The following is a 13,384-nucleotide window of genomic DNA, read 5'->3' on the forward strand; positions in this document are numbered from 1 at the left end:
TCTGAGGGCAGCTTTATAGGAGGAAGAGAGAGATGACGACCATATTAAAGGCGACGATGAAGTTGGATAAAGACTTTCGAAGGGCTGAAGTCGATGAGCGTATGTACGGATCTTTCATCGAACACTTGGGACGCGCAGTTTATGGCGGCATTTATGAACCTGAACATCCGGCAGCAGATGAGCAAGGTTTTCGGCAGGATGTTAGGAAGATGATTGAAGAAATCGGTGTCCCTATTGTTCGTTATCCTGGCGGGAACTTCGTCTCTGGGTACAACTGGGAGGATGGTGTCGGACCAATTAGTGGAAGACCGGCCAAACTGGAGCTGGCATGGCGTGTTCTAGAGCCTAATTTATTTGGAACCAATGAGTTCCTAGCGTGGACCAAACAAATCAAAGCGCAAGCCATGATGGCCGTTAACTTAGGTACGAGAGGGATAGATGATGCCAGAAACTTGGTGGAGTATTGCAATCATGCCGGTGGTTCGTATTGGAGTAATTTAAGAAAGGCTCATGGTTATCAGGAGGCTTATGGCATTAAGACGTGGTGTTTAGGGAATGAGATGGATGGTCCCTGGCAAATTGGTGCCAAAACGGCAGACGACTATGGTCGATTGGCGAATGAAACAGCGAAAGCGATGAAATTCGTTGATCCGACGATCGAGTTGGTGGTATGTGGGAGTTCTTTCCGAAGTATGCCAACCTACGTGGATTGGGAAGCCACCGTGCTGGATCATACGTATGAGAATGTCGATTATTTATCCTTGCATACCTACTATGGCAACGCAGACAATGATACTGCTAATTACTTGACCAAATCGCTGGATATGACAGCTTTTATACAAGAGATCATTGCGGTGTGTGACTATATAAAAGCCAAAAAAAGAAGCAAGAAGAACATGATGCTTTCCTTCGATGAGTGGAATGTATGGTTTCATACGTTGGAATCTGATAAAAAGATGGAACCATGGCAGTTTGCACCTCCGCAACTTGAAGATGTGTATACGTTGGAAGACGCGCTGATGGTAGGTACGATGCTGATCACGCTATTAAAACATGCGGATCGCGTGAAAATTGCCTGCTTAGCGCAACTAGTGAATGTCATCGCCCCTATAATGACACAAACGGGTGGACCTGCTTGGCGTCAAACGATCTTTTATCCATACATGCACACATCCGTTTATGGAAGAGGAACCGTGCTGCATTCGTTTGTAGAGGCTCCTAAATATGATACGAAGGACTATACGGACGTACCTTTCCTAGATACGGTTGCCGTTCATCAGGAAGAGAAGGAAGAACTTACGATATTTGCAGTTAATAAAAGTTTGGATTCTTCCTTAGTATTGACGTGTGACTTGCGCAGTTTTGATGGATACCGTGTGGTGGAGCACATTGTATTGGAAAATAAGGATGTGAAAGCCGTGAATGCGATGAATCAACCTAATCGCGTTACACCGCATAGTGGTGGCGATGCTGCCATTTGTGACGATAAGCTGAGGGGGACATTGCCAAGCTTGTCTTGGAATGTAATACGACTGCGGAAATGATAGGAAAGCAAATAGCCAGTAACCTTGAGATGTCTAGGTTGCTGGCTGTTTTTGTATCCAACGTTAGGGTATCGAGTGTCCACGCATATCGGGCATGACGGTCATGAATGGCCTGTATAGTTTTTGCGAAAATTTAATGGTGAGATCCCTTCTTTGGTCGAGAAGCAGTGTGAGAAGTAGGAGGCATGCTGAAAACCACTCTCTTCCGCAACTCTGGCCATAGTCCAATTCGTTTGAATTAACAGCTTCTTGGATTGTTCGATACGAAATTGCAGCAAATAATCATTAGGGGTCATCCCGAACACTTTCAACATACATTTGGCAATGTAGTTAGGATGATAATTAAGATGCTCTTGCAAGAGGGAGTTGGATATTTTTTTCGTATAATTCTGGCGAATAAATAGCTCGACTTTCTCAGCTAAATGAAACGCAGTCATGTCGGTTGTTGATATTAATTCACGGTTAATATGCTGCATAAACAATTGAAACGTATTCTGTTTCCGCCAGTTGCGTTGGGAGCGCGATTCCTGTTCCAAATCGAAGAAATATTCTAAGATTTCTAAGGCTTTGTTGTTGAGTTTCATATATTTGGGGATGAATATGGAATTCACTTCAGCATGATTGAGGAAAGCCTTTTGTTTGTGATCCTCAATCAGAGTGTTTTGATTCTCTAAACATGCATCCATATCCATGTACTCATCCCAAGCACCATACGTATGGAAATGGATCCAAAGGATTTCGGATTGTTGCTCACAAGGAGCAGTTCCAAAATGCGAAAGATCGGGTCTTAGAATGATGGCATCATTCTGTTGGAGCGTCCACTCATTCGTACCTTCGCCGATGAAAATAGTGCCCTTCTTGACGACGATGAGGTCGAAAGCACCGATGTTAGTTCGACTTATATGACTTTCCCCGATATCGTAGTAAGCGCTTCCGCAATCTAAAAAATAAGGAATCGGTGGAGCGATGAAGTGAAGAACGGTTGGTTTCATAGCTTACCTCTATAAGATCGATTTTGTATCCAACGTGAATGTGATGGATATGCTTAGTTATATTTTACGTGATGTGCCCTGTGAAAGGAAGAAGTTTTGGCGATATATACGAAGAAGTTGGGGGGATGCCCACTTGACATCTCCATTTAATATGTCATAATGATAATATCAAAACGACATTAGTACTGTGAAAGCAGGTGCCACAATGGACACGAACGAAAAAGAGTCAAATTACTCCTCCCATAAGTATCGGACACCGGACGGTGCACCGAGTGATATTGTTATTTTCACCATTACCTCAACGGAAAAGAACACAACCAAAAAGGCGCTGCCGATTAGAGAACTAAAGGTTCTGCTCATACAAAGAAAACAATGGCCATTCGAGGGCCAATGGGCTTTACCTGGCGGGTTTTGCCAAGAGTCAGAGAGTATGTACACCTGTGCTAAGAGGGAGCTCCAAGAGGAGACGGGCGTCGCGGATGTTCATATGGAATATTTAAACGTCTACAGCGAACCTGGACGTGATCCCAGAGGATGGATCATTTCCCACGCTTTCTATGCTTTAGTTCATGAGAAATTGTTGGCTGAAAGGCGTGCCGATACAGATGCGTCTGATGTTCACTTATTTACGGTGGAGGAAGCGCTTGGGCTGACGTTGGCTTTTGATCATCGGGAGATATTGACGGATGCGTTGCATCAGATTCAGAAAAAGATGCTAACGACGACCATTGCCAAAGAATTTCTTCCGGAAGAGTTCACCATCGGTGAGCTGTACCAAGTGATTCAAACGGTCGTGCCGCAATTTGAGGAAAGTAACTTCATTCGCAAAATCACCTCAACGCAAAGCCGCAAAGGCATTATTGAAGAAGCGGTGGATCGAGGCGGAGAGCCGAAACTCTCCAATCGGTACTCGCAGAGAGCTGCACAGCTTTATCGTTTCACGGATCTGACGCCTCAGCTGTCCATTTATAGCTAGGCGGTTCTCTTTTACCTTTTGATAATGTCATATTGATAGTATTATTTGCTGGGAGTTAAACTTAAGGAGGCGTTATGTATGAGAAAAGCATGGACATTTGTGGCCTTATTCCTTGGTATGGTTGCCATAGCAATCTACACGTCATCAACCGCAATCGAAATCATCGCGACGACGACAGGCTTGTTGTGCGTATGGTTAACAGCAAAGGAAAACATATGGTCATGGCCAATTGGACTGGTCAATGTAGGTTGTTTCTTCGTAATGTTTGGGGAAGCAAAATTATATGCGGATACGATGCTGCAGGTGTTCTTTTTCATATTAAGTGTGTATGGTTGGATTATTTGGTTAACGAAAAGAGAAGGTACTAAGGTGCGTCCGACTAGAAAAATAACCAGGAAACTCACGTTTACATTAAGTGTATGTATGGTAGTAATGACCCTGTTATGGGGCTATGTTCTACAAACATACACGGACGCCTCAATTCCCTATGCGGATGCTTTCATTGCTACGTTAAGCCTTATTGCCCAGTATCTGCTTTCGTCCAAAGTGTTGGAAAACTGGCTCATCTGGATGACTGTCGACGTGATGTCGGTAGCGATGTACGCGTATAAAGAATTGTATGCAGTGGCCTTCTTATACCTTATTTTCTTGTTCATCGCTGCTGCAGGATATGTTGGATGGAAACGGGCGTTACACATGGAGGATCGGAGGAATCTCATATGTCAGAACACAACAGAACAGGTTTAACTTTAGGTAAGTTTGCACCCCTGCATGCGGGTCATCAATTTATGATTGAGACTGCAATCCAAGAGATGGATGAAGTCATTCTTGTCATCTACGATTGCCCAGAAACGACGGATATTCCTTTACCTGTGCGTGCGAATTGGATTCGTACCCTTTACCCGCAGGTGCATGTTATCGAAGCGTGGGACGGTCCCGTTGAAATCGGCGATACGCCAGCGATTAAAAGAATGCATGAGGCCTATATCCTGCAGAAGCTGGAGGGGCGGAAGATCACACATTTTTATTCCAGTGAGTTCTATGGTGATCACATGAGCGCCGCTTTGGGGGCAGTGAATCGCCAGGTGGATCCAGATCGGAACACGTTTCCGGTCTCGGGCACGCAAGTGCGGGGAAATCCTTTTGACAATAGAAAATTTCTGAGTCCAGTTGTATATAAAGATCTGATAGCGAAGGTCGTATTTCTTGGCGCACCCTCGACAGGAAAATCCACACTTACCGCTCACATGGCGAAGCAGATGCGAACAAGTTGGATGGCGGAGTACGGACGGGAATATTGGGAGAAGCACCAGGTAGATCGCAGATTGTCGTTAGAGCAGCTGGAGGAGATTGCGGAGGGGCATTTGGAAAGAGAAGAGCTTCTAATCAAGGAGGCACGAGATGTTCTCTTCGTGGATACCAATGCGATTACAACGTATATGTTTTCCCATTATTATCACGGTACAGCTACGCCACGGTTAACTCAACTGGCTGTGGATGCGGCGTCGCGGTATGATCTGGTGTTTGTATGCGATACGGATATTCCCTATGACGATACTTGGGATCGTTCGGGGGAGGTGCAGCGGTTTGTGTTCCAGAAGCAGATTATTGCTGATCTCAAAATGAGGCAAATCCCCTATTTCCTATTACAAGGAACTCTTGAGGAGAGAGCGGTACAAGTAAGTAAGATTATGAGGACTTATCATAAATATCATAGTTTGAGCGAATGTATAATGAAGCCAAACAGGTAGTGGGGGAAGGGAGTAATCAGCATGAACGAACACGACTTGTTGAATAAAATCAAAGGCGGTCTCTACGGCGTCGCAATCGGTGATGCGTTAGGCGGCACGACCGAGTTCATGAATATCCGAGAAATCCAAGCGAGATATGGGTATTTGACGGAGATCATTGGCGGGGGCGTCTGGCGACTGGAGCCTGGTGAAGTGACGGACGATACGATGATGACGTTGTGTGTGGCTGAGGGGATTTTGGAGAAGCCACAAGACCCTTTGGCTGCGATCGGTGAGCAGTTCATGACATGGTATCAAACGAGGCCGAAGGATATCGGAAATATCATCAGACATACATTTGAAAATGTGAAGGAGAGTTGGTTTGAGGCGGCATACATCACGCATATTGAGATGGGCCAAAGTGCGGGCAATGGGTCACTCATGCGTTGCTTGCCAGTCGCGCTTGCGTATACAGACTGGAAGGATATTGAGCGAATTTCCCATATGCAGTCGAAAATGACGCACTATGACGAGAGATGCAATGAAGCTTGCATCCTCTATAACCGCATTGCTTATCGCCTGCTGCAGGGAGAAGAGATGAAAACAGTGATTCAGCAGGAGCTGATCGGAACGGAGTATGAACGTATACTTACGTCCGAGCCTGGTTGTGAAGCGACAGGTTTCGTTGTGCATACGTTCTGCTGGGTGCTCCATCTTTTGCTGGAAGCTTCCGACTTTAGCGATGTTGTTCAAAGGGCGGCCAATTTGGGCGGAGACTCAGACACCATAGGTGCCATTGCTGGTGGGCTGGCGGGTATTTATTATGGCTATGAAGGGATACCGGCTGCGTATGCGGAAGCGATCCTGATTAAGGAGCGGTTGGATGAGATTGCGGTGAGGTTGGTTGGGTTGAGGGATGGGTTGTAGCGAAATGCAAATAACTTACGGACAAAGTGAAAGCACCTGAAAAAGGTTGCGCTCACATATTGTCCTTTTTTCTCAGGAAATAGATGTAGAAAATCCAGTTAATCACCGTAACCCACCCAGACCGGAAGAGGTAAGTTGGCTATAGGGCATAGAAATGACCCAATTCCCCACCTACTTAATATCTTGTAAGAAATTCTAGAAATCACAGAAATTTATCCGATTAGCGGATGCTAAGATACACATATAAACAAAGACGAGGTGATGACATGCAAGCAAAATTGGCAACGGACACCATTCCCACCCCGAAAAAGCGGGATTCATGGATAAGAACGATAAGCAGATACAGAGTCATGTATGCGCTCTTATTTCCGGCATTAGTGTACTTTGCCGTGTTCAAATATATTCCGATGGCAGGAATCATTATTGCTTTTAAAAACTATAACCTAGCTTTGGGACTATGGGATAGCCCATGGGTGGGACTTAAGAATTTCAAAGATTTTATCAATGGCGTTTATTTCTGGGACATTATGCGAAATACGATCATCATATCGCTGTATAAGCTATTGTTCGGTTTCTCTGCGCCTATCGTACTGGCTTTACTTCTTAATGAAGTGTATACCCAATGGTTTAAGAAAATTGTGCAAACGATCACATATCTACCCCATTTTCTATCATGGGTCATTGTTTATGGACTGATGGTTGCGTTATTAGCCCCAGGGGATGGCCTATTTAACATGATTTTTAAGCAAAATGGGATTCAGCCGATCTCCTTCCTAACGGAACCTGCCTGGGGTAGACTGCTGATCATCCTATCTGAAATATGGAAGGATATTGGCTGGGGAGCGATCTTGTACCTTGCCGCATTAGCGGGCATTGATCCAAGTTTATATGAAGCAGCTCGCATGGATGGAGCTTCCAAGTTGAGACAGTTATGGCATGTCACATTACCCGGCATTCGAGGTGTCATTATTCTGATGCTGATCCTGAAATTAAGTCATATTCTGGACGCTGGATTTGACCAAATATTCATGTTTGCCAACAGCTTTAACCAGGAAAAGATCGATATTATTGACACATGGGTATACCGTGAAGGGTTGGAGCGTCTGAAGATTGGTTTGGCTACGGCTGTGGGATTGTTTAAAGCGATCATCGGATTTGCTTTAGTTTTGGCTGCGAACAAGATTGCCAAAAAATTCGATGGGCAAATTTGGTGAGGTGGTTGTATACATGATTAATCTAACCTTCGGGGAAAAAATATGGCAAGTAGTCGTCTATTCTATTCTTATTATACTAGCACTACTTTGCTTACTTCCCTTTTTATATGTGATTGCAGTATCCGTGACGCCAGAATCGGAAGTAGTAAGAAAAGGGATTGTGATCATACCAGAATCCTATACGTTCTTAGCTTATAAAGAGGTATTCATTTCGCATGGTATAGGGCAGGCGTATCAAATTACGCTATTTCGAACGATCGTAGGCACGGCGCTTAATGTGCTTTTTACGGTACTAGCGGCTTATCCATTATCCAAAAAATATTTGCCAGGGCGCAGCACATTTTTAATCTTCATTGTGTTTACGATGATGTTCAGCGGAGGATTAATTCCGACGTATTTGTTAATCCGCTCACTGGGATTGTTAAACAGTCCATGGGTATTAATTATTCCGACTCTAATTAGTGCATTTAATTTGGTTATTATTAAAGGCTTTTTCGAGCAATTACCTGCTGAAATTGAGGAATCGGCGAGGGTTGACGGTGCAAGTGAACTTCAGTCGCTTTGGAGAATTATTTTACCCCTCTCAATGCCCGTCCTTGCCACGATATCCTTATTTTACGCCGTGAGTCATTGGAACAGTTATTTCGATGCCATTGTTTATTTAAATGATGCGAACTTAATGCCACTGCAAGTTGTCTTGCGCAACATTCTGCTTAACATTGCATCAGAAAGCGCTGAATCGATGGCTAATTCCGGTACGGTGAGCAAGTTTGCTGTGCAAATGGCTGCTGTCGTCGTGACGACGGTTCCGATCTTGATTGTGTATCCATTTATGCAAAAGCATTTTACTAAAGGTGTACTTATGGGATCCATTAAAGGGTAAAAGGCAATTCCTACCTAGGTTGTTACGGGGACACCGTGATAATATAGATACAAGCAAAAGGAGAGGTCAATATGCAACGTAAGAAGATTACATTTACTGTTCTGGCTGCTGTAGTAGGGCTCGGAACGCTATTGTCAGCATGCGGGAGCCAAGAAGAAGTTAAGCCTGCAGCTTCGAGCAGCACACAAACCGAGGCTAACAAGTTTGCGAACAAAATAAAAATTTCGATGTTTAACCAAGGTACGTTCAATGCTGCCGCTCCAATACCTCCACGTGAGGAGGATATTCAACGTCAAATGCTGGAAAAAGCGATGAACATCGACTTGGATATGACGATTCCTCAAGCTGGGCAGGCGACTACCAAACTGAATACCCTCATTGCAGGTGGGGATATTCCTGATTTGCTCTTCTTGAAGAGTCGATCCGATCTAGCGCAATATTATGACCAAGGCGTTCTTGCGGATTTGACCCCATACTTGGATCAATTTCCGGAATTGAAGAAGCGTTTTGCTAAAGATTCCTGGGAGGCGACATCTTATCAAGGTAAAACGATTGGGATTCCCGGTTATGATAATGTAAACGGTATCAGTCGTAGCTTCTTCATCCGTAATGATTGGTTAAAAAAGTTAGGCTTGAAAGTGCCGACAACCCCTGACGAATTGTTCGAAGTGATGAAAGCCTTTACGGAGAAAGACCCAGATGGAAATGGCAAGAACGATACGTACGGATTCATAGGCGGTATGAATAAAGAAGGCAATCTGCAAACCTATGGTTTTGATAGCTTAATGTGGATGTTTGGCGTTAATCCTCCCTCCGCCATTGATGTGAAAGATAACAAACCAGTGTACTTATTTATTGATCCTAAAATGAAGGAAGCACTCGCTTACATCAATAAAATGATGACAGCGAAAGTGGTGGACCCAGACTGGGTGACGATGAATACCCCTGATCTATTGGACCAGAAGTTATTTAAAGGTAAAGTTGGCTTTATGATTAGAGATGCCCGCAGATTGGAACCGGATTATCAGCAGAAAATGAAAGAAATCGGCGGAGAGGTGCCAGAATGGATCGTTATTCCTCCAATGAAGGGGCCTTACGGGGATCAAATCGTAGAGAGAAAATCGTTCCAAGGCAATTCATGGGCTATTTCCAAGAAAGCGGATAAGGAAAAAATTACTCGAATCTTGTCTATGCTGGAATATATGTTTACGGACAAAGAAGCCTATCCGTATTTCGCATACGGCGTTAAAGGGATTCAATGGGATATCGTAGACGGTAAGGTCAAAAATAAAAACTCTGAATTATCCAAGGAAGTAAAAGAGAAATACTTATGGGTGGATCATTACAGAATGCCGCGCCGTGGCGATGATGCCGAGTACTTCTCCTTCCAGAATCCAAAGACGGCAGAAGCTTTCACGAACAATCAGCAATATGTCGGTCTTACTTTGCCTGGTAACTTGTTGACGGCAGATCCGAGTGATTCTTTGGCAGCTGACCGCACACGTTTTATTAATGAAAGTTTAGTCAAATTCATGTCGGGCAAAGATCCTCTAACCAACTGGGACAATTTCCTCAAAACATTGGATACGAAGTTCGACATGCAGAAATATAAGGATACAGCTGTTAAACAATTTAAAGAAGCAGGTTTAATTAAGTAAGATGAACGAAGAGAGTGGCGATAAATCGCCCCTCTCTTTGTTGTCCTATGCTATGCTTGGTTTAATAAAGATGTAAAAGGAAGATGACCGATGCGAAGAAGAATCAGCTTGCCTATTAAACTATTTATGATCGTGTTCGCGTTCGTATTAAGCTGCATCATCTTAATAAGCCAATTGTCCTATCGCTATGTCCAAAAGGAAATCAGAACCAACGATATTTTTTACACAAATCAAATATTGGATAAAGTTGACCAGTACTTAACGGTTAATTTTTCCTCCTTCCAGACAATCATGTTCTCGGTCGAAACATCGGTGAAAGCCAACATAAATACGACAGAAGTGATTAAAAAGCAATTAAGAGAGCTCTATGAACTCAACAGTAATTACGTTAGTGACATTTACTTGATCAATAGTGATTTATCCATTCTAGGCGGAAGTATGCCTACAAGAATTTTCGATGAACCTTTATCGGATAGAAAACCTTTATTTGATGCGGCTGACAAGAACAGAAGGACTACCTTTGTCAGTGATCCTTATAAATCGAAGTATTCCGGCTGGACAGTTACAATGGTGCGATATCTGAACGGCACTCCGACTCCTATGGCGATTGCTGTGGATTTGGATCTCAATGCGATTGAGGAAACGTTGTTTAAGATTAATAAAAAAGAACAAATGAATCTGGCTTTAATTACCACATCGGGTAAAATCATTGCTGGATTTTCGGAAAATAGAGGCCCTCTCAGTATTCAAGATCATACTTTCGCAATCGGAGACATGTCAGCAGAACAAATTCTAGATACGACGGGAACTAGCCTTCAACTCCATACCAAAGATGGCTTACCCGTCTCCATTCTGAAGAAGCCGACGGAGAAATTCAACTGGTTCCTCATCTCGATGAACGATGAATCACGCTTGGAAGCGGCGTTGTCCAGATTGGAAAATTATTATCTCGGACTTCTCGTTGCAGGCCTGATCTTAAGTTTGTTCATATCCTTTTTTATCGCCAAATATATAAGAAATCCGCTCTATGCACTCAAAACAACGATGAAGCGGGTAGAGCAGGGAGATCTGACTACGACCGTTATCATTAAGCGAAATGATGAATTCGGGGACCTTTCCCGCGCATTCGATCGCATGCTGCAGCAGATTGTAGAGTTGATTCGTCGAGCAGAGCTTCATAATGAGCTGGAGAGGAAACTGGAAATTCAGGTGTTGCAATCGCAAATAAACCCTCATTTTCTATATAACACACTTGGATCCATTAGCAATGTCATACGTCTCGGACAAATAGAGAAAGTAGATGTGGTGATCGGGTCTCTCATTTCCTTATTGGAATACGGAATCGCCGACGCTGCAGAGAAGGTTTCACTACGTCAGGAGTTGCGCAATGTATCCGACTATATCAAGATTCAGAACATCCGTTATAATAGGCACTTTGACTTAGTTGAGCAAATTGAAGACGGGTTATTGGACTTTCCAGTGTTTCGCATGCTGTTGCAGCCCATTGTGGAGAATAGTATCTTCCATGGCTATAACGGAGGGGGAATCGAAGGCTCAATTACGATTCATGCCTACAGGGAGGGCAGCTTCGTCATCATCGAAGTCATTGATCAAGGCGAGGGTATTCCTGCGGATCGTATCCCACATATTTTAAAGGAAGACCCAAATAACCCCGAAGTAAAAAGGAAAAGAATCGGGTTAAATAACATTCATGGACGAATAAGACTTCACTACGGGGAACAGTTCGGGCTCCAAATTATAAGCAAGCCTCAGGAGATAACCAGTGTCCGCGCCGTATTCCCGGTAGGTTCGTTTAAAGGAGATGCATGAAACGTGAGAGATTACACCTGCTTCATTGTCGACGATGAGGATCTCATCATTCAGCGATTGGAATTATTTTTTAGCGAGCTCGCTCATAAAGAAAGGAAATTTCATTTAGTGGGCAAAGCGAATAACGGGCAGAAGGGGATCGAGGAGATCCTCAAGCTTAAGCCGGATATCGTCATCTCCGATATCGTTATGCCGAGAATGGATGGCATAGCCATGATTGAGCAGTTAAAGCCCGAGCTGCCTCATACGCAATTCATTCTTTTGACCGCCTATTCCACATTTGAATATGCACAGCGAGCTATTCATGCCAACGTATTGGAGTACATTGTGAAGGTCCCGTTGAATGAAGCGGATTTGGATAAAGCGTTGGGTAAAGCAGCCGGAAATTTGGATGAGTTTAAGAAAAAAGAAGAGGAATTTCAATCGTTAAACGTATCCATTCTTGAAAATAAATACAGGGTCCGCAAGCAATTTTTTAATGAACTGATTAGAGGCGAAATACCTTCTCATCGCGTATCGAATTTTGCGGGGAGCATGGAGTCCCAGGTCTTTCAAGCTAACTACTGCTGCTTTATTGTTGAAATGAATTTATATGAAAATTTTCGCAATGAATATTCGGCGGTTGACCAAAACATCTTGAAATATGCGATTACGAATGTCATCGAAGAAACGGTGATGAACTGTGGCAGGGGTGTAGCTACGGATCTATCCGATAATCGGTTTATTGGTTTTCTTGCTTGGGAAAATAATCGAAGTAGCATGGATACGGAGTATGCCTGCCAGACTTTGGGAAGTCAGATCGTCTCCCATTTGCAGCAGTTTTTGAATCAAAGGGTATCTGTCGCTTTTGGGGGTCCGTATCGAGGTTGGGAATCCATCAAACAAGCTTATACGGAAGCTCGTAATGTGAGTGAGGATTTCTATTATCATGGGGAGAAAGTAGTCAAAACCCCTTCGCATCGCTTTCAATATCAAAATGACAGAAGAGTAGATTTTCAACAGAAACTGACTGATTTTCTAGCATGGGTGCAAAGACAGGTTTCCAAGGAAGAGCTGGAGAAACAATTTGCTGATTTAAACCAATTTGCTTCCGATCATAAAATCCATAGGTCCATCATGGCGCCTATGCTTCGAGACTTGTACAGGGACATTGTTATGAAATTTAAATCTGGGAACATATCGACCACGGAAATAGCCGAATTTCCGATTGAATTTATGGCATTTCGCGAGCAGCTTGCGTATATCAGCGACTTCACATTTGAATATGTACACGCTGGCCAACTTGTACATCGGGCAGAAATCATGAGAGCCATGAGGTTTATCGAGAATAATCTGAAACAGCGTTTAACGCTGGAGGCCATCGCTGAGGATGTGAACTTAGCGCCATCGTATTTTAGCAGCCTATTTAAGAAAACAATGAATGAAGGCGTAATTAGCTACATCAATCGTAAAAAAATCCAATTGTCGCTCGAATTGTTGAAAGTACAGGATTATTCGATACTGGAACTGTGCGAGGAAGTGGGCATTGTCAATGAAGGGTATTTCTGCAAACTGTTCAAAGAATACACGGGTGATACACCTAAGCAATATCGGATCAAAATGACACGGTATGAATCTAAATAAACTATGA

11 protein-coding genes are annotated in these 13,384 nt (G+C 43.5%); 10 read left to right on the top strand and 1 reads right to left on the bottom strand.

The annotated features are described in order from the left end of the window. The first annotated feature begins 32 nt into the window (after positions 1-32). Complete coding sequence (arfA, locus tag J2736_RS17165) at positions 33-1,544, top strand: arabinosylfuranosidase ArfA (RefSeq protein ID WP_310499813.1); 1,512 nt, start codon at positions 33-35, stop codon at positions 1,542-1,544. A gap of 101 nt (positions 1,545-1,645) precedes the next feature. Here the strand turns inward: arfA and J2736_RS17170 are convergent, their stop codons facing one another. Further along, positions 1,646-2,536: a helix-turn-helix transcriptional regulator gene (locus J2736_RS17170; protein ID WP_310499814.1), complete on the bottom strand. Its 891-nt coding sequence runs from the start codon at positions 2,534-2,536 to the stop codon at positions 1,646-1,648. 205 nt (positions 2,537-2,741) lie between these two features. Between J2736_RS17170 and J2736_RS17175 the strand changes: the two genes are divergently transcribed. The 9 genes from J2736_RS17175 (at position 2,742) to J2736_RS17215 (ending at position 13,377) form a co-directional block, all read left to right on the top strand. Beyond that, the gene (locus tag J2736_RS17175; RefSeq protein ID WP_310499815.1) at positions 2,742-3,512 is read left to right on the top strand and encodes an NUDIX domain-containing protein; all 771 of its coding nucleotides are present in this window, start codon (positions 2,742-2,744) and stop codon (positions 3,510-3,512) included. A 78-nt stretch (positions 3,513-3,590) separates the two neighbouring features. Beyond that, positions 3,591-4,259 carry a nicotinamide riboside transporter PnuC gene (gene pnuC / locus J2736_RS17180; protein ID WP_310499816.1) on the top strand — a complete coding sequence of 223 codons (669 nt, stop codon included), beginning with the start codon at positions 3,591-3,593 and terminating at the stop codon, positions 4,257-4,259. Further along, positions 4,232-5,263 carry an AAA family ATPase gene (locus J2736_RS17185; protein WP_310499817.1) on the top strand — a complete coding sequence of 344 codons (1,032 nt, stop codon included), beginning with the start codon at positions 4,232-4,234 and terminating at the stop codon, positions 5,261-5,263. The genes pnuC and J2736_RS17185 overlap by 28 nt, the downstream gene beginning before the upstream one ends. A gap of 21 nt (positions 5,264-5,284) precedes the next feature. Then, positions 5,285-6,169 (top strand): ADP-ribosylglycohydrolase family protein, encoded by an 885-nt coding sequence (locus tag J2736_RS17190; RefSeq protein WP_310499818.1) that lies wholly within the window; start codon positions 5,285-5,287, stop codon positions 6,167-6,169. Positions 6,170-6,435: 266 nt separating this feature from the next. Further along, the gene (locus J2736_RS17195) at positions 6,436-7,383 is read left to right on the top strand and encodes an ABC transporter permease (RefSeq protein ID WP_310499819.1); all 948 of its coding nucleotides are present in this window, start codon (positions 6,436-6,438) and stop codon (positions 7,381-7,383) included. Positions 7,384-7,396: 13 nt separating this feature from the next. After that, positions 7,397-8,266, top strand: coding sequence for a carbohydrate ABC transporter permease (locus J2736_RS17200; RefSeq protein ID WP_310499820.1), 870 nt, complete (start codon positions 7,397-7,399; stop codon positions 8,264-8,266). Between the two features lie 71 nt (positions 8,267-8,337). Further along, on the top strand, positions 8,338-9,924 hold the full coding sequence (locus tag J2736_RS17205) for an extracellular solute-binding protein (RefSeq protein WP_310499821.1): 1,587 nt from the start codon (positions 8,338-8,340) through the stop codon (positions 9,922-9,924). A gap of 90 nt (positions 9,925-10,014) precedes the next feature. After that, positions 10,015-11,754, top strand: coding sequence for a sensor histidine kinase (locus J2736_RS17210; protein ID WP_310499822.1), 1,740 nt, complete (start codon positions 10,015-10,017; stop codon positions 11,752-11,754). Positions 11,755-11,757: 3 nt separating this feature from the next. Further along, positions 11,758-13,377: a response regulator transcription factor gene (locus tag J2736_RS17215; RefSeq protein ID WP_310499823.1), complete on the top strand. Its 1,620-nt coding sequence runs from the start codon at positions 11,758-11,760 to the stop codon at positions 13,375-13,377. The last annotated feature ends 7 nt before the right edge of the window (positions 13,378-13,384 follow it).

Origin of the sequence: Paenibacillus qinlingensis, from assembly GCF_031455095.1 — a bacterium.
Taxonomy (GTDB): domain Bacteria; phylum Bacillota; class Bacilli; order Paenibacillales; family NBRC-103111; genus Paenibacillus_E; species Paenibacillus_E qinlingensis_A.

Coding starts and splice junctions, on each gene's coding strand:
- J2736_RS17170 (WP_310499814.1), bottom strand. CDS start 2,536: ATGAAACCAACCGTTCTTCACTTCATCGCTCCACCGATTCCTTATTTT.
- J2736_RS17210 (WP_310499822.1), top strand. CDS start 10,015: ATGCGAAGAAGAATCAGCTTGCCTATTAAACTATTTATGATCGTGTTC.
- arfA (WP_310499813.1), top strand. CDS start 33: ATGACGACCATATTAAAGGCGACGATGAAGTTGGATAAAGACTTTCGA.
- J2736_RS17185 (WP_310499817.1), top strand. CDS start 4,232: ATGTCAGAACACAACAGAACAGGTTTAACTTTAGGTAAGTTTGCACCC.
- J2736_RS17205 (WP_310499821.1), top strand. CDS start 8,338: ATGCAACGTAAGAAGATTACATTTACTGTTCTGGCTGCTGTAGTAGGG.
- J2736_RS17195 (WP_310499819.1), top strand. CDS start 6,436: ATGCAAGCAAAATTGGCAACGGACACCATTCCCACCCCGAAAAAGCGG.
- J2736_RS17190 (WP_310499818.1), top strand. CDS start 5,285: ATGAACGAACACGACTTGTTGAATAAAATCAAAGGCGGTCTCTACGGC.
- J2736_RS17200 (WP_310499820.1), top strand. CDS start 7,397: ATGATTAATCTAACCTTCGGGGAAAAAATATGGCAAGTAGTCGTCTAT.
- pnuC (WP_310499816.1), top strand. CDS start 3,591: ATGAGAAAAGCATGGACATTTGTGGCCTTATTCCTTGGTATGGTTGCC.
- J2736_RS17175 (WP_310499815.1), top strand. CDS start 2,742: ATGGACACGAACGAAAAAGAGTCAAATTACTCCTCCCATAAGTATCGG.